The organism is Gemmata sp., assembly GCF_051859125.1.
In the GTDB taxonomy this organism is placed as follows: Bacteria; Planctomycetota; Planctomycetia; order Gemmatales; family Gemmataceae; genus Gemmata.
The window spans coordinates 1-22,276 of sequence record NZ_JBHYGG010000030.1 but is presented as its reverse complement, the minus strand read 5'-3'; the positions used below and the strand labels follow the sequence as shown (position 1 = coordinate 22,276).

Sequence of the window (22,276 nt, the reverse complement as noted above, 5' to 3'; positions counted from 1 at the left end):
TCCGGGGGGAGAGGTCGCGACGAGGCTCTGCGAGTCGCGGGTGAGGGGGCACGCGGCACCACTCCACCAACCACGCCGAACCAGTCCGCCACCGCTTCTCAGCACACAAGCGCGGAGGAGTGGCGGCGCGCCACGCCACGCCACGCCACGGGAGGGTGCGGGATGCGAGTCGTGTTCGGGCTGACGGTGATTGGAGGCGCTGGGCTGCTCGGCCTGGCCGTGTGGCCGGGCCTCCTCGGCGTCGTCCTCTTCGGCATCCCGTTGGTTTTCGTGTCACTCCTGCTACTCGGCTTCTGGTTCCTCCTGCTGATCGTGTTGGGGATCCGTGACATCGTTAATCCCCCAACACCAAACATGCGGTTCCGCCGCTGGGGCCTGGCCTCGGCCTTGGTCATGTTCGGCACGCTCGGCTTACTCTGGTTCCACGTGCCCCAGCGCGTCGCATTCGCGTTCTGTTCTGCCGACCTGCAACGGCTGACGGACACGGCCCAGACATCCGAGTGGGGTGGGGAGGAGATCGACTCCAAAGTCGGCCTGTACCGAGTGGATCAGTATGCTGCTGACCCGCGAGGGGGCGTGTTCTTTCGCACCGCGACCGGCCCTGACGGTCTCGGCCCGGATCAGATGTCGTACGGTTTCGCGTTCCGGCCCAACGGAGTTGGCACACCGTTCGGCAAAGCTCACTACTACCAGCACCACCTCTTCGACGACTGGTACATGTTCGCGGTGTCCGACGATTGGTAGCGTCTGAGCAGAAGCGCGACCTTCGCAAGCGAGCCATCACGGGACGAGACGACCGGGCGACCCGCGCGGTGCTCTCGCAGTTCGCCAAGGCGATTTGCAGTTGGTTTCTGTGCCACGAATCAGGTGGTTCTGATCAAAGTGAGTCCGGACTTGACGACCGGAAGCACCCCGGCGAGAAATCGCCACAACTCGTTCACCACAAACAACTCGTGTCGATCTAATACAAATTTGTCCGCAAGAATTATGATGATTTGGCGAAATCGAAGTTCATCGGCGAGGGTGGCGCACCCGCGCCGAATCAATGAGAACGGTCGATCACCGCCCCGCTCACTTCTTGCGGGCGTACAGCGACCAGCGGCCGACCTGCTCCATCAACTCGAACGACTCCGCGATGACCGGCGCGACCTTCTCGTGCGCCGACGGGTGGAGTTGCGCGAGGCTGAGCAGCCCGTTGTGGTCGACGAAAACGCGGTCGGCGGTCCGCACGTCTTCGGCGCAGCGGTCGAGGAGAACCGGCGAGTGGACGAGGAAGAACGGCTGCCACGAGAGCCGCGGGGCGCGGCCGGCGGCCGCGAGGAAGTTCCAGTCGTGCCGCGAGATGACCGCGACGCGCTCGGTCGGCGAGGTCCGGTCGCGAAGGTAGGCGACCTCCTCGTCGGTGAACGGGGCGGGCCAGTCCTGATTCGGCAACTCGCGGCGCTTCGCGTTGATCGGGTTCGGGAACGTGTCGAGGCGGTTCGCGATGCGCACCAGCGGCGACGAGGTCTGGAGCAGCGGGTCCGGCGTCGCGTGCCGCGCGTCGTACCGCACCGCGGCGACCGCCAGCGCCGCAACGGCGGCCCCCATCGCGAGCCGCGCCGCGAACCCACGGTTCGCGGTGGCGGTGCGCCAGGCTTCCCAGGCCCACCACCCCGCGACCGCGACCACGAGCGGGCCGTTCAGCGCCCACAGAATGTCGATCGAGCGGTTCACCCACTTCGTGAGCATCGCCAGGCCGAGCAGCGACGCGGCAGCGGCGTAGATCACCCCGCGGGTCGGCGTCTCGCCCCGCCGGTAGCTCACAAGTGCGCCGACCGACGCGACCGCGAGCCCCGGCCCCGCGAGGTTGAACCAGCACCCCCAGCCGCCCTGCCAGCTCATGAGCGCCGTGCCGAACCCGGTCGCGTAGAGGAGCAGCGGTTCCGTGAGCCGCTGCGCAAACTCGGGCGACAGCACCCGCGGCCCGAACAGCGTCACGCAGATCAGTGCGAAGGTGCCGAGCCCCGCGGCGAGGAACGCGCCGGGCTTCAGCCACGAACCGCCGAGGAACACCGCGCCTGCGAGGTACAGCGACGCGCCGGCCGCGAGCGTGAACAGGCCGATGTCGGTCTGCCAGTACAGCGACAGCCCGCCGACCGCACCCGCGGCGAGCGCCCAGCGCGTACTCTCGACGCCGCGGACGGCGCAGAACAGGAACGCGAACACGAACGGGTGCCGCACCGGGAAGCACGACGGCATCTTGTAGCCGAGCCCCTCGACTGAGAGCGCCGCGAGTGCGAGCGTGACCGCGAGCGCGGCGAACGGGTTCCCGAGCCAGTCGGTCAGCACGAGGTGCGCGGAGATGAAGTACGCGATCGAGACGAACAGGACGAACAGCACGTACCGTTCGAGCACGCTTTGCAGCCCGTCGCTTCCCATTACGCGGGAGAACGCCCAGGCGTGGCCGATGCCGTAGTGCGACTCGAAGTCGAGCCCCGGCACCGCGTCCGGCGCGCGGTAGTACTGTGCGGGCGCGACGAGGTACGACGCGACGTGCGACTCGACGTTGCACTCCCACGCGGTCTGCGCGAGATCGGCCGGCGCGAGCGCGCCGTACAGCAGCGCGGCGAGCGGAACGCACAGCGCGGCAGCGGTGAGCCATTTCTTGCCCTCTCCCCTTGCGGGAGAGGGTGGCGGCGCTTCGCCGCCGGGTGAGGGGTGCGCCTCAACCTCTCGGTTCGATCCACCCCTCACCCGGCCGCTCGAAGACTCGCGGCCACCTTCTCCCGCACGGGGAGAGGGTAAGCGCAAGCTCGCACGTCGCCACAGCACCCACAGTGCCGGCACTAGCAGAATTCCCACACACGTCGTCAGCCGGCCGGTGACGAGCTTGTTCATGAACACGCCGCGGCACAGGTTCTCCGCCGCGGGGACGAACGCGACCGCGGCCAGCGCCGAGAGCCACGGCGAGGGCCGCACGAACCGCGCCGCGCCCCACGCGAACAGCGCACCCGCCCCGCACACCAGGACGTACCACGACTGCTCGTAGTGCTCCTGCCACGGCACCACCTCGTACGGGTTGAGGTACTCGCAGCGGAGCAGCGCCGGGTGGGAGTGGTTCTGCGTGTCGCCCTTGAGCTTGATCGTCGCGGCGGTGAAAAGTGTCGCGATCAGCACGCCACAGCACGCGCCCCACGAAGCAGTCGCGAGCCGTGCGAGCGGCGAAGCAGTCGGCGGCGGGGTGGTGTTCATCGGGGTCACCGTTTCGCGAGGCGGCCGGACTTGCGGTGGTACAGGTGCCACTGGCACGGGGTCCACTCGGGGTCGCCGAAGTGCTCGGCCAGCACCCCCGCGACCTTCTCGTAGGCCTTCGGGTTCACCTTGCTCAGCGACACGAGCGCGTCGCAGTGGACGAACACCACCTCGGAGTCGCGCACGTCGTCGGCGCACCGGTCGAGCAGCACCGGCGAGTGGACCAGGAACAGTTGCACCCAGTGGAGCTTGGGCGCGCGACCCGCGGCGGCGAGGTACTCCCAGTCGAGCGGGGCGACGACCGCGACCCGCTCGGTCTTCGCGGTGTAGGCGCGCAGGAACGTGACCGTGTTCGTGTCGAGCGGGACCGCGGCTGGCTTCGCGACGAGCTTCTTGCGGGCCGCGTTGATCGGGTTCGGGGTCGCGTCGAGCCGGTCCGCGACCCGCACCAGCGGCGACGAGCTCCCGCCCTGCCACTTCGGGTCCGCGGCCGCCCGGTCCTCGCGAACGGCCCACTCCGCGAGCAGCAACAGCGCCGCAGCGACGACAGCCTGTCGTGCGAAACCGATCGCCGGTCGGTCCTCGCTCGCGAGCCGGTCGCACGCCGCCCGCCACGCGACCCACGCCCAGCACCCGGCGACCGCGACCACCAGCCCGCCGTTGAGCGACCACACCACGTCGATCGAGCGGTTCACCCACTTGATGAGCATGGCCAGCCCGAGCAGCGACGCGCACGCGGCGTAGACCGTGGCCCGAGCCGGCGTCTCGCCGCGCCGCGATCCGATCCACGCCGCCACCGCGGTCACGCCGACGCACGGGCCGACGAGGTTGTACCACCCGCCCCACGGCGAGGCCCAGTTGAAGAGTTGGTTCCCGAACCCGGTGCCGTAGAGGAGCAGCGGTTCGACGAGCCGCTGGCAGAACAGCACCGACAGCACCCGCGGCCCGAACAGCGCGAGGCAGACCGCGAAGAACGCGCCCGCACCGCTCGCAACGAACGTCGCCACCCGCCACACCGAGCCGCCGAGGAACAGGGCGCTCGCGGCGTACAGCGCTACGCCGGCGGCGACCGTGAAGATGCCGATGTCGGTCTGCCACCACAGCGACGCGCCCGCGACCGCGCCGGCCGCAACGCCCCACCGCGGGCTCGTCACGCCCCGCACCGCGGCGAACAGGAACGCGAACGCGAACGGGTGCCGGACGGGCCAGTTCGACGGGTAGCGGTAGCTCGTGCCTTCGAGCACCGCCCCGAGCAGCAGCAGCGTGACGCCGAGCGCCGCCCACGGGCTCCGCAGCCAGTCGGTGAGCACGAGGAACCCCGAGAGGAGGTACAGCAGCGTGACGACCAGGACGAACAGAACGTACCGCTGCATCGTCTTTTCGAGGCCGTGGGTGCCCGCCACGAGCGAGAACGTGCAGGCGTGACCGATGCCGTAGTGCGACTCGAAGTCGAGCCCCGGCACCGCGGTCGGGTCGCGGTAGTAGAGCGCCGGACCGACGATGTACGACCCGACGTGCGACTCGGTGTAGAACTCGCCCGCCGCGGCCGCGAGGTCGTGCGGGGCGAGCAGGCCGTAGAGCAGTGCCGCAAGCGGCACGCACAGTACGCCGGCGGTGGCCCACATGCGTTTGGGCGAGCGGGGGGCGTCAGCACACCGAGGTGAGGCGACTCCCGGCACGCGGGGGGGTGACGCCCCCCGCTCACCAAGAACCCGCCACGCGAGCGGCAGCGTCAGCACGCCGGCGCACATCAGCAACCGCACGACGTCAGGGGCGGTCGTGAACACGGACGCACACGCGGGCACCGCGACCGGCACGAACGCGATCACGCACGCAGCGGCGAGCCACGGGAGCGGTCGCACGAACCGCACGGCCAGCCCGCCGCACAGCGCCCCGGCGACGCACACCAGCGCGTACCACATCCGCTCGTACCGCTCCTGCCACGGGACGCGGACGAACGACGCCATCGACTCGGATTCCAGGATGCCGGGGTGCAACTGGTCCTGCGTCTGGCCCGTCAGCGCGACGTGCGCGGCGACCGCCACCGAGGCGAGCAGCACGCCCCAGCAGACGCCCCACGCGGCGACGGCGACCCGGCCCAGACTCGGTGCGGCGGTGTTCATCACGCGACCTCGCGGTGCGAGCGGTTGAGTGCGAACGGCCGGCGGCGCGTGCGGGTCGCCGGCGGGGCGACCGCGACCGGGGCGAACCGGACCTTCTCGCGGAGCACGACGAACCGCAGGAACTGCCGGCCCATCGTGGCCATGAGCCGGGCGAGCACGCCGAGCCGCATCACCTTCGAGGAACTGTCCGGCCGCGGGTTCAGTTGCACCGGCACCTCGGCGAACGGGACGCCCCCGCGGAGGAGCGTCGAGAGAGTCTCGATGTGGTAACCGTACCCGGTGTTCCGCCGCACCTGCCGGGCGTTGGCCACCGGGAACACATAAAGGCTGTGCGCGTCGCGGATCGGCTGGCCGGTGACGACCCGCATCGCCTGCGTACAGCACACCGAGAGCAGCCGCCGCATGGGGGTGCGCGCCCGCGGGTTCGCCCGGTACGTGACCACCATCTCGACCTTGCCGACCAGCGAGAACACGGCGTCGAGGCCGCTCTCGTGGAAGGCGTTGTCGCCGGGGACGAGCGACAGGTACGGGAACCGCGCCCGCGTCAGCCCCGTGTGGAACGCGGCCCCGACGCCGAGGTTCGTCGGGTGCCGGACGACCGTGACGCACGGGAACTTCGCCGCGAGTTGCTTCGCGACGGCGGGCGTGCCGTCGGTGCTGCCGTCGTCGACGACGATGACTTCGAAGTCGGCCAGGTGCCGCCGAGCGGCCGCGACGACCTCGGCGACGGTGGCCGCCAGCCGCCGCTCCTCGTTCCACGCCGGAACCACCACCGTCAGGCCAGTTCCCATTCGCGTCCTCCTGCGAGCGACACCTGATACCCGCAACCGGGGGACGTGGGCAAGGTGAACCGGCCGGCGGCGGCAAGTCGCCTTGCGACGGCGGGGCGAACCGGGGTAGGACGCCGGCCGCTTTGGAGGCGGTCAAATGGGAATCGACATCGTGCCGTCGGCCGCGGTGGCCGCGGCGCTCGCCGCGTGCGGGCTACTGCCGGCGTGCCTGTTGGCGCTGTCGCACGGCGCACTGAAGGTTGCCGCACCGGGCCGGCGGTTCGTGCTCGCCGCGGCGCTGGCGTGGGCGGCGTGGCTCGCGACCGTTCCCGCCACCGCACCGGACGCGGTCGACCTCGTCACGTCGGTGCTGCTCCTCGCCACCGCGACGCTCGCCGGCTTCACGCTGTGGACGCTCGTCGCGTGGGGGTTCACCGTTTCGATGCTGCTCGCACTCGACCGCGCCGCCGGGCCGCTCACGGTGAACGAGTGGGCACTGGAGTACACCCGCGGCAAGCCGATCGACGCCTTCGCCCGCGACCGCCTCGGCGTCCTGTTCAAGTTGAAGCTGGCCGGGGCCCGCGGCGATGCGGTCGTGATGACGCCGGTCCGCGGCCGACTCTTCGCGACGGCCGCCGGCGCGCTCCGCACCCTCTTCGGGCTCCCGAAATGAACGCGCTCCTCGTCGGCCTCGGCTGCTTCGCCGCACACGTCGCCGTCACGCTCGTCTGGCTCCGCGTGAAGCACGGCCCCTCGCCGGTCGCGCGCCACGCCGCGTCGGCACTCGGCACGCACTTCATCGGGGTGACCGTCGCGGCCGCCTCTCTTGAAGAACCGGTCGCGTACTGGCCCGTCGCCGCGGTGAGCGGGTTCGGTGCGGTGTGCTGGCTGTTCGCGTTCAGCGCCGTGTACAAGTCGGTGTCGCTCCGCATCCTCTCGCAACTGAGCCGCACGCCGGGGCACGCACTGCCGTTCGAGGTGATCGCGGAAGACTACGTCTGGCCCGAGTTCGAGGCCCGGGTCGCGGTGCTGGTTCAGATGGGGTGCGCGAAGGAGGTTGCGGGCGGGTACGCCGCGACGGCGGCCGGGAACGCGACCGCCCGACGAATCGCAGGGATTCAGCGGGCGTGCGGGATCGGAGCGAGCGGGCTGTACGGCGACGCGGTCGTTACCCAATCATCTCCTTGATGACGGTGGCCTTTTCGACGCCTGTCAACTTCTGGTCGAGGCCGAGGTAGCGGTACGCGAACCGTTCGTGGTCGATGCCCATGAGGTGCAGCACGGTCGCGTGGAAGTCGCGGATGTGGACCGGGTCCTTCACGATGTTGTAGCTGTAGTCGTCGGTCTCCCCGTAGATGGTGCCGCCCTTCGAACCGCCGCCGGCCATCCACATCGTGAAGCACCGCGGGTGGTGGTCCCGCCCGTAGTTCGTCTTCGTCAGCCCGCCCTGGCTGTAGATCGTCCGGCCGAACTCGCCGCCCCAGATCACGAGCGTGCTGTCGAACAGCCCCTTCCGCTTCAGGTCCTGGATCAGCGCCCAGCACGGCTGGTCCACGTCCTTGCACTGGTCCGGCATGCGGCCGGTGAGGTTGCCGTGGTGGTCCCAGTTGTTGTGGTACACCTGCACGAACCGCACGCCCCGCTCGACGAGCCGCCGGGCCGTGAGGACGGTGTTCGCGAACGACCCGGGCTTCTTCACGTCCGGGCCGTAGGTGTCGAGCACCTTCGCGCTCTCGTTGTTGATGTCGGCCAGTTCCGGCACGCTCGCCTGCATGCGGTACGCCATCTCGTACTGGGCCATGCGGGTCCGCGTCTCGGGGTCGCCGAGTTCGTCGGCGGTGATGCCGTTGAGCTTGCCCAGGCCGTCGAGGGTGGTGCGGCGCACGTCGGGCGACACGCCGGGCGGGTTGTTGATGAACAGGATCGGGTCGCCGGCGGCGCGGAACGACACGGCCGCGTGCTCGCCGGGGAGGTACCCGGACTGCCACAGCCGGGCGGAGATCGCCTGGACTTGCTCCTGGTTGCTCGGCTTGGCGACCATGACGACGAACGTCGGCAGGTTCTGGTTCAGGCTCCCGAGGCCGTAGCTGGTCCACGCGCCGAGGCACGGCCGGCCGGTCACCTGGTTGCCGGTCTGCATGTACGTGATGGCCGGCTCGTGGTTGATGGCCTCGGTGTTCATGGACCGGATGAACACCATGTCGTCGGCCATCTTGGCCGTGTACGGCAGGAGCTCGTCGTTCATCCACATCCCGCACTGGCCCTTCTGCTTGAAGCGGTACTTGCTCGGCGCGACCGGGAACTTGGCCTGGCCGCTGGTCATCGTGGTGAGCCGCTGGCCCTTGCGGATGCTCTCGGGCAGGTCCTCGCCGTAGTGCTTCTCCATTTCCGGCTTGTAGTCGTACAGGTCCATCTGTGCGGGACCGCCGACCATGTGCAGGTAGATGATGTTCTTGCACTTCGCCGGGAAGTGCGTCTCGGGCAGCGCCGCGTCGATGCCGGTCTTACTGCCCTTCGGCGCGTCAGCCGCCTGGAGGTTCGCCAGGGCCGTGGCCCCGAGCGAGAACCCGCCGGCCCGGAAGAAGTGCCGCCGCGTCAGGTTCAGGGCGAGCGGGTTGTTGAAGACGTTCATGATCCGGCCTCGGGTTTGGGTTGTTCGGTGATGGGTTCGGGGATCGGGAACCCGAACCGCCCCTTCGGCTTCTCAGCGGGCGGCTCGACCATCTTCCGCAGGACGTCGGTGATGGCCTTGATCTGAGTGTCGTGCAGTTGAACGGTCTCGGCCAACTGCTGAAGTTGCGTCACGAGTTCGCCCGGCGTGGCGAGGAGCCGCCGCAACCGGATGAACGCCCGCATGATTTCGATGTTGACCCGCACGGCGGTCGGCGACCGCAATACGCTGGACAGCATTGCCAAGCCTTGTTCGGTAAACACTCGCGGGAGGTACCGTCGCCCACCATGCTTGGAACTTGAGATCACAGATTGTGATCTCAAGTCGTCAGCCTCCGATTCTGTTAGCTGGAAGGTAAAATCATCGGGGAAACGTTCCTGATTTCGATCAACTGCCTGGTTCACCACACGGGTGGCGACGCCGTACAGCGCCGCCAAATCGACATCGAGCATGACGCGAACGCCACGGACGACGTGAATTCGCTGCTCGATCTCGGCCGCAGCCGGGAGGGGTAGTGGAGCAATCGTGGCTGGCTTCGGCTTTTTTGGCGGCATACCGGAACCTGCTTGGACACCAACTTGAGGTCGCAAGTTGCGACCTCAAGTTTGCAATTGCCTGTCGCGTCATCTGTTGCGTGGAAAACTTGAGGTCACAAATTGTGACCTCAAGTTCCGTCACTTATTCAACACCTCATCCAAATTGAGTAACTCGTTCACGAGCATCGTCCACGCGGCGAGTTCGCTTGGGTCGAGGGTCGCGTCGGCCTTGGACTCGCCAAACGCGATCAGCTTCTTCGCCTCCTCGGGCTTCGCCTTGTAGTTCGCCCGCAGGTCGCTAAGCGACGCCTTCACGATCGCGAGTTCCTGCGGCTTGAACGGGCGGGACAGCAGCTTCGCCGAAACGAAGTTGACGCGGGCGTCGTCGTCCGCGGCGCTTTTCACCGCCTTCTCGGCCAGCACGCGGGCGGCCTCGACGAACTGGACGTCGTTGAGCGTCAGCAGCGCGGCGATCGGCGTGTTCGTGCGGTCGCGGCGGACGGCGCAGGTCTCGCGGTTCGGCGCGTTCAGCACCTCCATCGCGGCCGGCGGCGCGGCCCGCTTCCAGAACGTGTACATGCTCCGGCGGTACAGGTTGTCGCCGCTGTCCTTGCGGTAGTCGCGGGTGTTGCTGCCGATCATCGCGACCGCCTCCCAAACGCCGTCCGGCTGGTACGGCTTCACGCTCGGGCCGCCGAGCTTGCGGACCAGGAGCCCGCTCGTCGCGAGCGCGTTGTCGCGGATCATCTCGGCGTCCATGCGGAACCGCGGGCCGCGGCTCAGGAGCCGGTTCTCGCGGTCCTTCTCCAGCTTCTCCTTCGTGGCGACCGCGGCCTGCCGGTACGTCGCCGAGGTCACGATGAGCTTGAAGAACCGCTTCACGTCCCACGGGGTGCCGTCCTCGCAGCACAGCCCGGCGGTCGGCTCGCGGAACTCGACGGCCAGCCAGTCGAGCAGGTCCGGGTGGCTCGGCAGGTCGCCGGCGATGCCGAAGTCGCCGCTCGTGCGCACGAGCCCGTTGCCGAACACCTCCTGCCAGAACCGGTTCACGGTCACGCGGGTCGTGAGCGGGTGGTCCTTGGCGAGCAGCCACTTCGCCAGCCCGAGGCGGTTGCGGGGCAACTCGGGGGCCATCGGCGGCATCGCCTTCGGCGTGTCGGCCTTCACCGGGTCGCGGCGCTTGTCGTAGTCGCCGCGGAACAGCAGGAACGCGCCCGGCTCGCCCGGCTTCTCGTTCATGACGTGGGCGATGGTGCCGCGGCCGCGGATCGCGACCTCCTCCTCCTGGAGCTTGCGGTACTCGGCGGCGAGCTTGCGCGACACCTCGTCCTGCGACACGAGCCACCAGCTGAACAGCTCCTCGGTCTCCTGCGGGGTCCGCTTGTCGGCCGGCTTCGCGAGGATGTCCACGGTGCGGCGCGAGCCCGACAGTTGCTGCGCGTCAATGCCGGTCAGTTGCCGGTCGTAGATGCGAAGGTCTTCGAGGGCGAGGTTGTTCACCCGCGAGGCCCCGCTCCGCTGGCCGATCTTGAGCGGCACCGTCGTGCGGGTGGTGGACTTCAGGTTGTCGTTCTCCACGTCGAACGGCTGCGGCTCGCCGTCGTAGTAGATCTTGATGCCGCCCGACTTGCCGGTGCCGTCGTAGGCGACCGTGACGTGGGTCCACTTCCCGGGCGTGAGCGGCTTCTTCGCCACCACCTTCACGGCGTCCTGCGGGTAGCTGTTGATGACGTGCGTGCCGATCTTGTCGGCCTGGATCCACACGTCCCAGCCGCGGAACGCGCTGGCCTCGTCCATGCGGGCGAGGATGGCCCCGTTGTTGTTGCGGCCGGCGATCGCCACCCACGCCGACACGGCGAACGGCTGCGAGCGGTCGAAGTCGCCCACGTCCTTGAACTCGACCGCGGTGCCCGGCTTGACGGTGAACGCCGGGTGCGCCTTGTCGCCCTTCACCGCGGCCCACTCGTACCCGCCGTCGAACTTCACCTCCTGCTCCTTGCCCGACACGGTCGCGGTGAACGCCTTCCCCTTGCCCTCCTTCAGCGGCGCGTGGAACACGAGCCCGGCGGTCGGGATCTTCCCGGCGAAGTCCTCGGCCTTGGCGGTCTTCAGCCACGCGGCGAAGTCGTCCTTCGCCGCCTTCTTGCGGGCGTCCACTTTGGCCTTTGCCGCGGCCGCCTCCTTGACGACCGCGTCGAACCGCGGGCGGTCTTCGAGCTTCGGCACGCTGATGATCGGCGGCGTGTTCGGGATGTTCCCGTCCATCGCGCCCTGGGTCGTGTTGTTGAAGAACGCCGAGAGCGAGTAGAAGTCCTTCTGCGAGAACGGGTCGTACTTGTGGTCGTGGCACACCGCGCAGCCCGCGGTGAGGCCCATCCACACGGCCGCCGCCGTCTCGGTGCGGTCCCGGGCGTACAGCACGAGGTACTCCTCGCTGATCGCGCCGCCCTCGTTGGTCGTGATGTTGCACCGGTTGAATCCGGTCGCGACCTTCTGGTCGACCGTCGCGTCCGGGAGCAGGTCGCCGGCGAGTTGCTCGATCGTGAACTGGTCGAACGGCTGGTTCCGATTCAGCGCGTTGATGACCCACTCGCGGTACGACCACATCTCGCGGAAGTTGTCGAAGTGGATGCCGTGCGTGTCGCCGTACCGGGCGTAGTCGAGCCAGTACCGGCCGCGGTGCTCGCCCCAGTGCGGCGACGCCATGAGCTTGTCGACGTACTTCTCGTACCACATCTCGCTCTTGTCGGCGACGAGCGCCTCGGCGTCGGCCGGCTCGGGCGGCAACCCGGTGAGGTCGAACGCGAGCCGCCGGGCGAGGGTGCGGCGGTCGGCCTCGGGTGCCGGCTTCAGCCCGGCCGCTTCGAGCTTCGCCAGCACGAACGCGTCGATCGGGTTGCGGACCCACGCCTTGTCCTGTACCGCCGGCACCTTCGGGCGGGTCGGCGACAGGAACGACCAGTGCGGCTGGTACTCGGCCCCCTCCGCGATCCACCGCTTCAGCGTCTCCTTCTGGGCCGCCGTGAGCTTCTTGTGCGACTTGGGCGGCGGCATCAGTTCCTTCGGGTCCGCGGCGTAGACCCGCTCAACGAGCGAACTCTTCTCGGGCTTGCCCGGCTCGATGGCCTTGGCCTCGACGGCCGCCTCGCGCTGGTCGAGCCGCAACCCGGCCTTGCGGGCGGCGCTATCGGCCCCGTGGCACGAGAAGCAGTTCTCGGCGAGGATCGGCCGGATGTCGCGGTTGTACTCCAGCTTCCCCTGGGGCACCGGGTTCGGCGCGGCGGCCGCAGCGGGCGACGGGTTGGGTTCCGCCGCGACAGCGGCCCGGGGCGCGTGCGCCGACGACACGAGGACCGCGACGAGCGCCGCGGGCAGTATCAGCGAAAGCGTTCGGATCATCGGTGGGGTCCTCGGTGGTGGTTCGGCGGCCGCGGATCGTGCGGAAACGGGCGGGGCAGTTCACGGGGCGGCGGAGGGTCTCATTATCCGGCCGCGGCCGTTCAAGCGTCTTGTCCACCGGCCGCAGCAAATTGTACGTTCGCCGCACGTGCGGCGGGGCGGTTCGCACTCACACTTCCCTCGGCAACCGCGTCAGGTTCGCGGTCACCTGCGTCCAGTACATCACCCCGGACCGCATGTGGGCGGTCATCGCGGCGACGGCGGCCCGGGCATCGCGGGCCCGGAGCGCGTCGGTGATCGCCAGGTGCTCCGCGGCCTCGATGGCGATCCGGTGGAAGTCTCTGCGGGCCACTTCGAGGTCCCACGTCACGTCGCGGAACGTGCGGAACAGCGTGCGCAGCCGCTCGAGTTCGGCCGCGAGGAACCGGTTGCCGCATGCCTCGCGGATCAGGTCGTGGAGGTGGTTGTCCGCCTCGCGGGCGCGGGCCACGGTCTCCGGGCCGGCGGGCGAAGCGGCGACGGCCCGGACCTCGGCCGCAACGGCCGCGACGCGGTCCGGGTCGGCGCTCCGGGCCGCCCCGCGGACCGCCTCGCACTCCAGCACCTTGCGGACCTGGCACACTTCCTTAACGTTCTGCCGGGTGACCTCGCGCACCACCCCGCCGCGGTTCGGGAGCAGGTCCACGACGCCCAGCCCGCGGAGTTCGATCAGCGCCTCGCGGACGGGCGTGTGGCTGACCCCGAACCGGGTCGCGAGCGACTCCGTGACGAGCCGCTGCCCCGCCCGGAGGTGCCCGTGGAAGATGTCGGTCAGGACCGCACGGACGACCGACTGGCGGCGGAGCCCGTGATCGAACGCGGCTTCAACGGGGACGAGCTTCGGCATTGCGAGGTAACTACGAGCACTCTGGCGTGGGTGATGTGATTTTACTAACGGGCCAACGGGCCGAGCAACGAGATTCTGTAGAATTAGACCCGTTTTGCACTTCCACTCGGCGCGCTCCGCCGCTCGAAGACACGCGCCGCGGCTTCACCGGACCGCCGGGGTCCGTACACTGCCTCTCCCTCCCGTTACCCACAACTCACAGCGGAGGCGCCCAATGCTCGCCGTCTTCACCGCCCCTGCCCGGTACGTTCAGGGGGCGGACGCCACGGAATCGCTCGGCCGCGAGATGCGGACCGTCGGCCTGGGCGGCCCGGTCCTGATCGTCGCCGGTCCGTCCGCGGCCGCGGCCCTCGCGCCGGCCTGGGAGCGGACGTTCTGCGACGTTGGCATGGCCTACACCGTTCGGACCTTCGGCGGCGAGTCGTCACTCGCCGAGATCGACCGGATCGTCGCCGCGGCCCGCGCCGTCGGGGCGGCCACGGTCGTCGGGGCGGGCGGGGGGAAGGTGCTGGACGCGACCCGCGCGGCGGCCGACGCGCTCCACCTCCCCGTCGTGTGCTGCCCGACGGTCGTTTCCACCGACGCGCCGTGCAGCGCACTCTCGGTGATCTACACCGACGACGGGGTGTTCCAGGAGTACCGCTTCTACCGCCGCAACCCGGAACTGGTGCTGCTGGACACGCGGGTCGTCGCCAGCGGCCCGCCGCGGCTGTTCGTGGCCGGCATGGGCGACGCGCTCTCGACGTACTTCGAGGCGAAGACGTGCGCCGACGCCCGCCGTGCCAACATGCGGGGCGGGACCACCACGCTCGCGGCCCTGGCCCTGGCCGAGTTGTGCTACCGGACGGTGCTGGCCGACGGCGTCGCGGCCCTCCGGGCGGTCCGGGCGAAGGTCGTCACCCCGGCGCTGGAACGGGTGGCCGAGGCGAACACGCTGCTGTCGGGGCTGGGGTTCGAGTCGAGCGGGCTGGCCGCGGCGCACGCGGTCCACAACGGGTTGACGGCCGCCCCGGGGACGCACGACTACCTGCACGGCGAGAAGGTCGCGTTCGGGACGCTGGTGCAACTGGTGCTGGAGGGCCGGCCACAGGTGCTGATCGACGAAGTGCTGGGGTTCTGCAAGGCGGTCGGGCTGCCGACGACGCTCGCCGCAATCGGCGTCGCCGACGAGGGGAGCGTGGTGGCTAAGGTCGCCGCCCGCGCGTGCGCCCCGGGCGAGACGATCCACAACCTGCCGTTCGTCGTCACCCCGGCGGCCGTGGCCGACGCGATCCGCGCGGCCGACGCGCTGGGCCGCGCCGCGGGGTGACGCGCCGGGTCACCGCCGCAGTTTCTCTTCCTGCTTGCGGACGTCGTCGGTCCACGGGTAGACGAGCGGCTTGCCGACGCCGGACAGGTCGGTGCCCGGCGACCGCTGCTGGCCGACGATCAGCCAACTGCTGTGCCGCCGCTCCAGGTAAAGCAGGTACTTCCCCGGGCCGGCGTACCCACGGGCGTCGGCGAGGTTCACGACCTCCACCTTGCCCCCGGGGCCGTCGCCCCAGAGCTTGCCCTGCTCCTTGACCTCGACCGGCTCGTCCGGGCCGGCCACGTCGGCCACGACCGCGGCCTGGGCCGCGCTCGCCTGGACGAGGGACACGATCGGGTCGCGACTCTTGACCGCCGCGGCGTACCCGAGGTACGAGATCCACCCCGCGAACGCGAGCGTCGCGAGGACCAGGCGCCACCGGGGACTCATCGCTCACCCCGCTTCGCCGGCGCGCGGTCATCGAGGGTCAGCTCGAACCCGTCGGCGAGCGCCTGCGGCAGGTCGAACAAGTCGTGGAAGTCCTCGGGCGCGTCGCGGTCCGACTTGCTCAGCCGGCCGACGCGGATCAGGTCGAACACCATGCGGCCGACGTCGTCGGTGGTGCGGACGTTCCACAGGCGGAACACGACCGGGGCCATCATGCCGAAGGTCGTGACGGCCAGGTCGCACACGCCCTGGAGGAGCTCGCCCCCGGTGACGTGGCGGTCGTCGGCCCCGTCGCGGTCCTCGACCGCGGCCCGGCCGAGCCGCTCCTGGGTGAACGTGACCGCGTCGCACACGAAGTCGTAGGCCTCGTACGCGAAGTGCGGGGCCTGGCGGCACAGTTCCAACAGCCTGGGGTCCACGGGTCCACCTTTCGGTTCGGCCGGCGGGGCATCGACGGTTCGCGGCCTTCGAAGGGACAAGTTACAGCCGCGTCAGCACTTCATCAACCGCGACCGGGAGCCGGCGGCCGTCCTCGAACTCGACCAGGAGCCGGCGGGCGAGGATCTCGTGGTGCAGCACCCGGCCCTGCCCCTTGTTCGTGAGCACCCGCGACCCGATCGGCGGCAGCTCCTTCTGGAACTCCTCGTACACGTCCTGCTCGAACCGCAGGCAGCACTTGAGCCGCCCGCACCGGCCCGAGATCTTCGTCGGGTCGAGGGTGGACTTCTGGAGCTTGGCCATCCGCATGCTCACCGGGGGCATCACCGCCATGTGCGTGTTGCAGCACACGGGCTTGCCGCAGTCGCCGTAGTCGGCTAGGAGCTTGGCCTCGTCGCGGACCCCGATCTGCCGCAGCTCGATGCGGGTGTGGAACTCGCGGGCCATGCTCTTGACCAACTCGCGGAAGTCCACGCGGGTTTCGGACAGGAAGTAGAACACGACCCGCTCGTTGCCGAACAGCCGCTCGACGTCCACGAGCTGCATCGGGAGCTTGTGGTGCGCGATGAGGCGGACGCCCGCGGCGTAGTCGAGGTCGCGCGTGTCGCGGAACTGGCGGAGCTTGTCGCGGTCGGCCGGGGTGGCGACGCGGAGGATCTCGCCGCGGGTCGGGTCCGGGACGGACGCGAGCGCCTGGGGCGTGGCCGGGCACAGCACCTCGCCGAACTCCATGCCCCGGTCGGTGCGGAGGATCACGAGGTCGCCGCGGCGGGTGGCGACGACCGGCCCGGGCTTGAACTCGCCGAGGAACCGCATCACCCCGTGGCGGACGAGGAACGACTTCGGCGGCTGGGGGTCGGCGGGGGTCATAGCTCACATCATGGCGGGTTCGCGGCGCGGCCGCAACGCGATCATTGCTGCGTCGCGAGTAATTCCACGGCCCAGCTGCGCGTGCCGGGCGGGTGCTGCCCGCGGCAGTGCTCCAGCAGCGCGGCGTCGGCGCAGCCCGCGTCCTCGAGTGCGTCGGCCAGCACCGGGAGCAGGTCGGTCTCGCCGGTGGCCCGGACGTGCCTCGCGAGCCGCCGCACGGTGTGGTCGTTCCACGCCAGCCACTCCGGGTCCGCCGGCAGCGACGCGACGACCCGCTCGATCCCCGGGTGCCGCTCCACCTCGATCAGGGTGACCTCGACCGCGTCGCGGAGCGCGAGGCGGCCGGCCCGTTCCGGGGCGACGGTGCGGTCGAAGTGGAGTTCGGCGCGGAGCGTCGGCGACCGCCCCGGCGCGAGGCGGGTCAGGTCGAGGTCGAGCAGCAGCACGGGCAGCGAGACGGCGATCACCCGCCCCGGGCACCGCAGCCCGACGACCGCCGCGTGCCACACCGGAATGTGCTCCATCGGCCCGCGTCCTCAGGTGTGCAGTTCGACCACGTCCCTGTCGTGCAGCACGTGGTCGCGGCCGACCGTCTGCCCGTCGTGGACGGCGGTGCCCCACACCCGGGCGGACTTCACCGCGTCCTCCAGGTCGCGGTGGACGCGGCCCGCGACGTCCGCCACCGTGCTGCCGATCGGCGGCGTGAACGGGTTCGTCATGTCGGCCGGCTTGCCGGGCTGCTTCGTGTACACCCGCATCACGCCGAGCACCGCGTACAGCGCGGCCCGCAGTTCCCCGAGCCCGTCGCCGCGTTCGGCAGAAACGACGTGGAGCGGGTACGTGGTGCCGAGCGCCTCGCGGGCGATCTCCAGGCGGACGTCGGCGGCCTCGTCGTCGCACTTGTTGGCCACCAGCAGCGTCGGCAGCCTGTACGTCGTGGGGTCATCCGTCGGCGCGCTGCCGGGCGGCGCCAGCTCGCGGCGGGCGACCTTCAGGCGCTCGACGACCGCCTGCGTCGCGGACGGGCCGTCGTCGTCGGACAGGTCGAGGAACAGCACCGCGGCGTCGGCGGCCCGCGTAACGTCGGTGGTGAAGCTCTCGTAGTGGTCGGCGGTGACCGGCGGCATGTCGATGAGTTGGACGCGAACGTCCTCGTGATCCATCATCCCGGGCACCGGTTCCCGCGTCGTGAACGGGTACGGCGCGACGGCGGGTGCCGCCTTTGTCAACTTCGTCAGGAGCAGCGACTTCCCGGCGTTCGGCGGCCCGAGGAACACCACCTGCCCGGCCCCCTGCCGCGGGAACTTGAACGTCCCCGGCGCGGCCTTCTTCGGCCCGGACTTCGCCTGCTCGATCTGGTCCGTCAGCTCCGAGATCTTCGTCTTGAGCTCGGCCTGGACCTTCTCGCTCGCCTTGTGCTTGGGCAGCAGCACCCACATTTCCTTGAGCGCGACGAGCTTGTCCTCGGGCGTCTGCGCCTTCTTGTACCGGGCGTCGGCGTCGTGGTAGTGCGGGGGGAGGTTGACGGCCATCGGTCACGGGGGTCAGGAGTCGGGAGTCCGGGGTCGGAACCACGGCCCGCGGGTTCCTTCTGTTGTACAATCACAACGGCCCGATTGAACCGAGAGCGCAGCGGGTACCGATCGGCCGCCCGACTCCCGACCCCGGACGCCCCGACGCCTATGGCCACCCCCGCCCTGTTCGACCAGATCCAGGAAGCCGCGGCCGCGATCCGCGCGAAGTGGGCCGGGACGCCCGCCGCGGGCATCGTCCTCGGCACCGGGCTCGGCAAGCTCACCGAGGACATCGCGGCCGAGGCCGTCATCCCCTACGAGCAGATCCCGCACTTCCCCCGCAGCACCGCCCCGAGCCACAAGGGGCAGCTCGTGTGCGGCGCGCTCGGCGGCAGGCCGGTGATCGCGATGGAGGGCCGGTTCCACTTCTACGAGGGGTGGACGCTCCAGCAGGTGACGTTCCCGGTGCGGGTGATGAAGGCGCTCGGCGCGACGACGCTGATCGTCTCCAACGCCTGCGGGGGCATGAACCCGCAGTGGGCCAAGGGCGACCTCATGCTCATCGAGGACCACATCAACCTGCTCGGCGACAACCCGCTCATCGGGCCGAACGACGACCGCCTCGGCGACCGGTTCCCGGACATGTGCAACTGCTACGACCGCGAGCTGCTCGCGCTCGGCCGGCGGGTCGCGATGGAGGAGAAGATCGTCTGCCACCAGGGGGTGTTCGTGGCGGTGTCCGGGCCGAACCTGGAGACCCGGGCCGAGTACCGGTTCCTGCGGCAGATCGGGGCCGACGTGGTCGGCATGTCCACGGTGCCCGAGGTGATTGTCGCGGTCCACGCGAAGATGCGGGTCTTGGGCGTGTCGGTCATCACCGACCAGTGCCTGCCCGACGCGCTCGAACCCGTCAGCATCCCCGAGATCATCAAGACCGCCAACGAGGCCGAGAAGAAGCTCCGCGTGCTCGTCCGCCGCGTCGTCGCCGAGCTGTGACGCGGGTTCTCATTGATTTGACGCGCCCGCGCCACCCGTCCGCGATGAACTCCGATTTCGCCAAATCATCATAATTCTTGCGGACAAATTTGTATCATAACGACGCAAGATGTTACCTGCCGGGGGATTAAGCGAAATATCGCCTGCGGCGGCGGCGGCGACAAACCCCGGACTCACTTGCGGAGAAACCGCGTCACGAACCCGGTTGAACGTACCCCGCCGGGGCGGCGTGCGGCGCCACCTGCGGTTGCGGAACCGGCCCCGGCGCGGCCGGCAGCGGCCTGAGGGTCACCTTCACGTCGTCGGGCGTGAGCGTGTGCGTCGAGTCGGAGATCACGTCGATCACGAGTCCGATCGGGCCGCCGAGGATCAGGTTGCCGAACAGCCACGGGTTGAGCCGCCGGCGGAGCGTGACCTGCGCCGGCTCGTACCCCGGGGCGACGACCTGCACCGTGTGCTCCGTCTTGCGGGCGAGCGACACGGTCGCCGGCGAGGTGCCGCTCGGCTGGCCGTCCACGAAGACCGTCGCCCCGGGTTGGTCGGCGACGATGGTGACCTTCTTGTCCTGGCCCCCGCCGGTCGCCACGGTGGCGCACCCGGTGCCGACCGCCCCGAGCCCCAGCGCCGCCACGACCGGCCCGAACGCGCGGATTCGCGTCATGTGATCGCCCCCAGTGAGTTCCCCGAGGGGGCGGGCAATAGCGACGGGCGTCAGAGCGTGCAACGGGAACCCGCCGGCCAGTCAGGGCCGCGAAGGGATTGAGGTTGGGTAATTCGGGTTGCGGACGCACCCCCTCGCTGGCGCTCAGGGTTCGCCCAAATCCGCGCGCCGGCCTGGCGGACCCAGGGCGCCCGCGAGGGGGGGCGCCCCACTACCCCCCACGCCGGGGGGGCGGCCCCCCCCCGCGGGGGGGGGCGTGGGGGCCCCCCCCGGGGGGGGGGCGCGGGCCCCCCCGGGCCCCCCCCGGGGGGGGGTGCGCCGCTCTACCCCGCTCGCGGGTCGGGGTTCTCCAGCACCGTCTGCGTCTGCTTCGTGCGGAACGCGCGGAGCCGCTCGCGGAGTTCGGGGTACTTCGCCCCCAGAACGGCGGCGGCGAGCAGGCCGGCGTTCGCGGCCCCGGCCTTGCCGATCGCCAGCGTGCCGACCGGAATCCCCGTCGGCATCTGTAAGATCGAGAGGAGCGAATCGACGCCCCGCAACACGGCCGACTCGACCGGCACGCCGAGCACCGGCAGGCACGTCTTGGCGGCGCACATTCCGGGGAGGTGCGCCGCACCGCCGGCCCCCGCGATGATGACCTCGATCCCGCGGCCCTCGGCCTCCTCGGCGTACCGGAACAGCAGGTCCGGGGTGCGGTGCGCCGACACCACGCGGACCTCGTGCGGCACCCCCAACTGCGTCAACACGTCGGCGGCGTGCTGCATCGTGGCCCAGTCGCTCTTCGACCCCATGATGATCCCGACGAGCGGTCGCTCGGCGGCGGGGTTCTGCGCGGTGGCGTCGTCTGTTGGCATGAGGTAGAGTTCCGTGCGGGTGCGGGAATTCTACCGCCGCGTCGCCCGGATGCGAGGAGCCATGCCGAAACCGACCGGCGACGGGGCCGCGCTGCTGCGGGCCATCTGCGACGCCCCCGAGGAAGACACCCCGCGGCTCGCCTACGCCGACTGGCTCGACGAGCAGGGCGGCGAATCAAACGTCGCGCGTGCCGAGTTCATCCGCACCCAGATCGCGGAAGAGGCGAAGGGCGTCGAGCACCTGAACCGCCGGCCGCTGACGCCGCGCGAAATCGCGCTGTACCGCACGCACTACCTCGACTGGAAGGCGGAACTGCCCGAGTACCCCGGGCTCTCGCTGAGCGGCGAGAGCCCCTACGGGTTCGGCTACGACCGCGGGTTCGTGTACCAACTGTACGCGAAGTCGGTGCGGTCGTACCTGAAGGCGGCCCCGGACCTGTTCGCCCGCGTGCCGGTCACCGAGGTGCGGTTCCAGACGATCACCCCGCAGACCGGGGCCGAACTCGCGAAGTCGCCGGCGCTGGCGCGCGTCCGCACCCTCGACCAGCTCGTCGGCCTCCCCGACGAGGCGCTGCGCGAGATCGGCGGCAGCCCGCACCTGCGGAACCTGAACAGACTGATCGTGAGCGGCCGCGAAATCACAATGGCGGGCGTGGGGCCGCTGCTCGCGAACCCGGCGGTCACGCGACTCAAGGAGTTCCGGTCGTCGGACTGCCGGACGGTCGGGCCGGGCGTGGCCGCGGCGCTCCTGGCGAGCGCATCGGCCGCCGTGCTGGAGGTGCTGGGACTGGACAACAACCGGGTGACGGCGGCCCCGGGGCCACGGCTCGCGGAACTGCTGCGGCTCCCGAAACTGCGCCGCCTCTACCTGGGCAGCAACGGCCTCGGCGACGAGGGGGTCGCGTGGCTCGCGGGGGTCGCCCCGGCGAACGCATTGAGCATGAACCTGGGGTTCAACGGGGTCACCGACCGCGGCGGCGCGGCGCTCCTGGCCGGCCCGCTGCTCCGCTCGCCGGGCGTCCGCGCCGGGCTACACGGCAACCAGTTCTCCGACGCGGTGAAGGCGCAGCTCAAGGCCGCCTTCGGCGACCGCGTCGGGGTGTGATGGGGCACACCAGTCAGGGCGCGGAATCGGGGACCAGATGTTCGACGTGTACGGTCCCGACCGCGGGAAGAACGACCGGTTTCACCGGCTTCTTCAGCTTTCCCGCCTCAATGAGCTGAAGTTCGGACAGCCGCCGGTTGGCCTCGTCGAACAGGGGGGTGTCCACGACGGCCAACCGCTCGGCCGTCGTGGGTGCGAGTTCGCTGAAGAGTCCGCCCGGGGTAAACAGGGCGTTGCTGAGCCGGACGGCACTCGTCTCCGTCGCCAGAACGCGACGGATTTCCAACTCGACTTCGTCGCGGGTCATGGCAGTGCCTCAGCGTTTTGACTTGTAGCCCCGGAGGGGCGGAGGATGGTAGCCAGGGGTGCGGCTCGCTGTGCGAGCAAACCCCTGGTCCCCGGCGCGACGCGGATCTCCCCGGACCAGGGTTGCGCTCGAAGACTCGCTCCACCCCTGGCTACCATCCGCCGCCCCTCCGGGGCT

General features: G+C 70.1%; 21 protein-coding genes. 6 read left to right on the top strand and 15 right to left on the bottom strand.

Annotated features, from left to right (window positions below; genetic code table 11):
• Positions 1-162: 162 nt before the first annotated feature.
• A complete protein-coding gene (locus ACTIGN_RS04450) occupies positions 163-744 on the top strand; it encodes a hypothetical protein (RefSeq protein WP_439621598.1) in 582 nt (193 codons plus the stop codon).
• 327 nt (positions 745-1,071) lie between these two features.
• Here ACTIGN_RS04450 and ACTIGN_RS04445 read toward each other — a convergent pair whose 3' ends face one another.
• Genes ACTIGN_RS04445 through ACTIGN_RS04435 form a run of 3 tightly spaced genes read right to left on the bottom strand, consistent with a single transcriptional unit; the run spans position 1,072 to position 6,148 of the window.
• Positions 1,072-3,234 carry a hypothetical protein gene (locus tag ACTIGN_RS04445; RefSeq protein WP_439621597.1) on the bottom strand — a complete coding sequence of 721 codons (2,163 nt, stop codon included), beginning with the start codon at positions 3,232-3,234 and terminating at the stop codon, positions 1,072-1,074.
• Positions 3,235-3,239: 5 nt separating this feature from the next.
• The gene (locus ACTIGN_RS04440) at positions 3,240-5,357 is read right to left on the bottom strand and encodes a hypothetical protein (protein WP_439621596.1); all 2,118 of its coding nucleotides are present in this window, start codon (positions 5,355-5,357) and stop codon (positions 3,240-3,242) included.
• Positions 5,357-6,148, bottom strand: coding sequence for a glycosyltransferase family 2 protein (locus tag ACTIGN_RS04435; RefSeq protein WP_439621595.1), 792 nt, complete (start codon positions 6,146-6,148; stop codon positions 5,357-5,359). The genes ACTIGN_RS04440 and ACTIGN_RS04435 overlap by 1 nt, the downstream gene beginning before the upstream one ends.
• 136 nt (positions 6,149-6,284) lie before the next feature.
• Between ACTIGN_RS04435 and ACTIGN_RS04430 the strand changes: the two genes are divergently transcribed.
• Both ACTIGN_RS04430 and ACTIGN_RS04425 read left to right on the top strand, forming a co-directional pair.
• Positions 6,285-6,800 carry a hypothetical protein gene (locus tag ACTIGN_RS04430; RefSeq protein WP_439621594.1) on the top strand — a complete coding sequence of 172 codons (516 nt, stop codon included), beginning with the start codon at positions 6,285-6,287 and terminating at the stop codon, positions 6,798-6,800.
• A complete protein-coding gene (locus ACTIGN_RS04425) occupies positions 6,797-7,315 on the top strand; it encodes a hypothetical protein (RefSeq protein ID WP_439621593.1) in 519 nt (172 codons plus the stop codon). Before ACTIGN_RS04430 ends, ACTIGN_RS04425 begins: the two co-directional genes overlap by 4 nt.
• Here ACTIGN_RS04425 and ACTIGN_RS04420 read toward each other — a convergent pair.
• From ACTIGN_RS04420 to ACTIGN_RS04405, 4 genes are all read right to left on the bottom strand, one after another.
• Complete coding sequence (locus ACTIGN_RS04420) at positions 7,296-8,759, bottom strand: DUF1501 domain-containing protein (protein ID WP_439621592.1); 1,464 nt, start codon at positions 8,757-8,759, stop codon at positions 7,296-7,298. The two genes, ACTIGN_RS04425 and ACTIGN_RS04420, sit on opposite strands and share 20 nt — an antisense overlap.
• Positions 8,756-9,352 (bottom strand): ORF6N domain-containing protein, encoded by a 597-nt coding sequence (locus tag ACTIGN_RS04415; RefSeq protein ID WP_439621591.1) that lies wholly within the window; start codon positions 9,350-9,352, stop codon positions 8,756-8,758. The genes ACTIGN_RS04420 and ACTIGN_RS04415 overlap by 4 nt, the downstream gene beginning before the upstream one ends.
• A gap of 120 nt (positions 9,353-9,472) precedes the next feature.
• Complete coding sequence (locus ACTIGN_RS04410; RefSeq protein ID WP_439621590.1) at positions 9,473-12,733, bottom strand: DUF1553 domain-containing protein; 3,261 nt, start codon at positions 12,731-12,733, stop codon at positions 9,473-9,475.
• A 169-nt stretch (positions 12,734-12,902) separates the two neighbouring features.
• Positions 12,903-13,619, bottom strand: a complete 717-nt coding sequence (locus ACTIGN_RS04405; RefSeq protein WP_439621589.1) for a GntR family transcriptional regulator — start codon at positions 13,617-13,619, stop codon at positions 12,903-12,905.
• A gap of 214 nt (positions 13,620-13,833) precedes the next feature.
• Here ACTIGN_RS04405 and ACTIGN_RS04400 point away from each other — a divergent pair, with 214 nt between their 5' ends.
• Positions 13,834-14,928, top strand: a complete 1,095-nt coding sequence (locus ACTIGN_RS04400) for a glycerol dehydrogenase (RefSeq protein WP_439621588.1) — start codon at positions 13,834-13,836, stop codon at positions 14,926-14,928.
• Positions 14,929-14,937: 9 nt separating this feature from the next.
• Here the strand turns inward: ACTIGN_RS04400 and ACTIGN_RS04395 are convergent, their stop codons facing one another.
• The 5 genes from ACTIGN_RS04395 to ACTIGN_RS04375 all read right to left on the bottom strand — a co-directional run bounded on the left by ACTIGN_RS04395 (position 14,938) and on the right by ACTIGN_RS04375 (position 18,194).
• Positions 14,938-15,357 carry a hypothetical protein gene (locus ACTIGN_RS04395; RefSeq protein WP_439621587.1) on the bottom strand — a complete coding sequence of 140 codons (420 nt, stop codon included), beginning with the start codon at positions 15,355-15,357 and terminating at the stop codon, positions 14,938-14,940.
• A complete protein-coding gene (locus ACTIGN_RS04390; protein ID WP_439621586.1) occupies positions 15,354-15,773 on the bottom strand; it encodes a Minf_1886 family protein in 420 nt (139 codons plus the stop codon). Before ACTIGN_RS04390 ends, ACTIGN_RS04395 begins: the two co-directional genes overlap by 4 nt.
• Before the next feature lie 61 nt (positions 15,774-15,834).
• The gene (locus ACTIGN_RS04385; RefSeq protein WP_439621585.1) at positions 15,835-16,662 is read right to left on the bottom strand and encodes a PSP1 domain-containing protein; all 828 of its coding nucleotides are present in this window, start codon (positions 16,660-16,662) and stop codon (positions 15,835-15,837) included.
• 41 nt (positions 16,663-16,703) lie between these two features.
• On the bottom strand, positions 16,704-17,186 hold the full coding sequence (locus ACTIGN_RS04380; protein WP_439621584.1) for a hypothetical protein: 483 nt from the start codon (positions 17,184-17,186) through the stop codon (positions 16,704-16,706).
• A 12-nt stretch (positions 17,187-17,198) separates the two neighbouring features.
• Positions 17,199-18,194, bottom strand: coding sequence for a GTPase (locus ACTIGN_RS04375; protein ID WP_439621583.1), 996 nt, complete (start codon positions 18,192-18,194; stop codon positions 17,199-17,201).
• Between the two features lie 150 nt (positions 18,195-18,344).
• Between ACTIGN_RS04375 and ACTIGN_RS04370 the strand changes: the two genes are divergently transcribed.
• A complete protein-coding gene (locus ACTIGN_RS04370) occupies positions 18,345-19,172 on the top strand; it encodes a purine-nucleoside phosphorylase (RefSeq protein WP_439621582.1) in 828 nt (275 codons plus the stop codon).
• Between the two features lie 193 nt (positions 19,173-19,365).
• On the opposite strand, the gene ACTIGN_RS04365 is transcribed toward ACTIGN_RS04370, so the two are convergent.
• Together ACTIGN_RS04365 and purE are read right to left on the bottom strand one after the other, a co-directional pair.
• Positions 19,366-19,833 carry a PEGA domain-containing protein gene (locus tag ACTIGN_RS04365; RefSeq protein ID WP_439621581.1) on the bottom strand — a complete coding sequence of 156 codons (468 nt, stop codon included), beginning with the start codon at positions 19,831-19,833 and terminating at the stop codon, positions 19,366-19,368.
• A 323-nt stretch (positions 19,834-20,156) separates the two neighbouring features.
• Complete coding sequence (gene purE / locus ACTIGN_RS04360) at positions 20,157-20,687, bottom strand: 5-(carboxyamino)imidazole ribonucleotide mutase (RefSeq protein WP_439621580.1); 531 nt, start codon at positions 20,685-20,687, stop codon at positions 20,157-20,159.
• Between the two features lie 61 nt (positions 20,688-20,748).
• On the opposite strand from purE, the gene ACTIGN_RS04355 reads away from it, so the two are divergent.
• Entirely contained in the window at positions 20,749-21,792 is a 1,044-nt protein-coding gene (locus ACTIGN_RS04355; RefSeq protein WP_439621579.1) for a TIGR02996 domain-containing protein, read from the top strand.
• Positions 21,793-21,805: 13 nt separating this feature from the next.
• Here the strand turns inward: ACTIGN_RS04355 and ACTIGN_RS04350 are convergent, their stop codons facing one another.
• Positions 21,806-22,099, bottom strand: coding sequence for a hypothetical protein (locus ACTIGN_RS04350; protein ID WP_439621578.1), 294 nt, complete (start codon positions 22,097-22,099; stop codon positions 21,806-21,808).
• Positions 22,100-22,276: the final 177 nt, after the last annotated feature.

What these genes read in the sequence shown, in the direction of transcription:
- ACTIGN_RS04450 (WP_439621598.1), top strand. Translation starts at nt 163, where the DNA reads ATGCGAGTCGTGTTCGGGCTGACGGTGATTGGAGGCGCTGGGCTGCTC.
- ACTIGN_RS04445 (WP_439621597.1), bottom strand. Translation starts at nt 3,234, where the DNA reads ATGAACACCACCCCGCCGCCGACTGCTTCGCCGCTCGCACGGCTCGCG.
- ACTIGN_RS04440 (WP_439621596.1), bottom strand. Translation starts at nt 5,357, where the DNA reads ATGAACACCGCCGCACCGAGTCTGGGCCGGGTCGCCGTCGCCGCGTGG.
- ACTIGN_RS04435 (WP_439621595.1), bottom strand. Translation starts at nt 6,148, where the DNA reads ATGGGAACTGGCCTGACGGTGGTGGTTCCGGCGTGGAACGAGGAGCGG.
- ACTIGN_RS04430 (WP_439621594.1), top strand. Translation starts at nt 6,285, where the DNA reads ATGGGAATCGACATCGTGCCGTCGGCCGCGGTGGCCGCGGCGCTCGCC.
- ACTIGN_RS04425 (WP_439621593.1), top strand. Translation starts at nt 6,797, where the DNA reads ATGAACGCGCTCCTCGTCGGCCTCGGCTGCTTCGCCGCACACGTCGCC.
- ACTIGN_RS04420 (WP_439621592.1), bottom strand. Translation starts at nt 8,759, where the DNA reads ATGAACGTCTTCAACAACCCGCTCGCCCTGAACCTGACGCGGCGGCAC.
- ACTIGN_RS04415 (WP_439621591.1), bottom strand. Translation starts at nt 9,352, where the DNA reads ATGCCGCCAAAAAAGCCGAAGCCAGCCACGATTGCTCCACTACCCCTC.
- ACTIGN_RS04410 (WP_439621590.1), bottom strand. Translation starts at nt 12,733, where the DNA reads ATGATCCGAACGCTTTCGCTGATACTGCCCGCGGCGCTCGTCGCGGTC.
- ACTIGN_RS04405 (WP_439621589.1), bottom strand. Translation starts at nt 13,619, where the DNA reads ATGCCGAAGCTCGTCCCCGTTGAAGCCGCGTTCGATCACGGGCTCCGC.
- ACTIGN_RS04400 (WP_439621588.1), top strand. Translation starts at nt 13,834, where the DNA reads ATGCTCGCCGTCTTCACCGCCCCTGCCCGGTACGTTCAGGGGGCGGAC.
- ACTIGN_RS04395 (WP_439621587.1), bottom strand. Translation starts at nt 15,357, where the DNA reads ATGAGTCCCCGGTGGCGCCTGGTCCTCGCGACGCTCGCGTTCGCGGGG.
- ACTIGN_RS04385 (WP_439621585.1), bottom strand. Translation starts at nt 16,662, where the DNA reads ATGACCCCCGCCGACCCCCAGCCGCCGAAGTCGTTCCTCGTCCGCCAC.
- ACTIGN_RS04380 (WP_439621584.1), bottom strand. Translation starts at nt 17,186, where the DNA reads ATGGAGCACATTCCGGTGTGGCACGCGGCGGTCGTCGGGCTGCGGTGC.
- ACTIGN_RS04375 (WP_439621583.1), bottom strand. Translation starts at nt 18,194, where the DNA reads ATGGCCGTCAACCTCCCCCCGCACTACCACGACGCCGACGCCCGGTAC.
- ACTIGN_RS04370 (WP_439621582.1), top strand. Translation starts at nt 18,345, where the DNA reads ATGGCCACCCCCGCCCTGTTCGACCAGATCCAGGAAGCCGCGGCCGCG.
- ACTIGN_RS04365 (WP_439621581.1), bottom strand. Translation starts at nt 19,833, where the DNA reads ATGACGCGAATCCGCGCGTTCGGGCCGGTCGTGGCGGCGCTGGGGCTC.
- purE (WP_439621580.1), bottom strand. Translation starts at nt 20,687, where the DNA reads ATGCCAACAGACGACGCCACCGCGCAGAACCCCGCCGCCGAGCGACCG.
- ACTIGN_RS04355 (WP_439621579.1), top strand. Translation starts at nt 20,749, where the DNA reads ATGCCGAAACCGACCGGCGACGGGGCCGCGCTGCTGCGGGCCATCTGC.
- ACTIGN_RS04350 (WP_439621578.1), bottom strand. Translation starts at nt 22,099, where the DNA reads ATGACCCGCGACGAAGTCGAGTTGGAAATCCGTCGCGTTCTGGCGACG.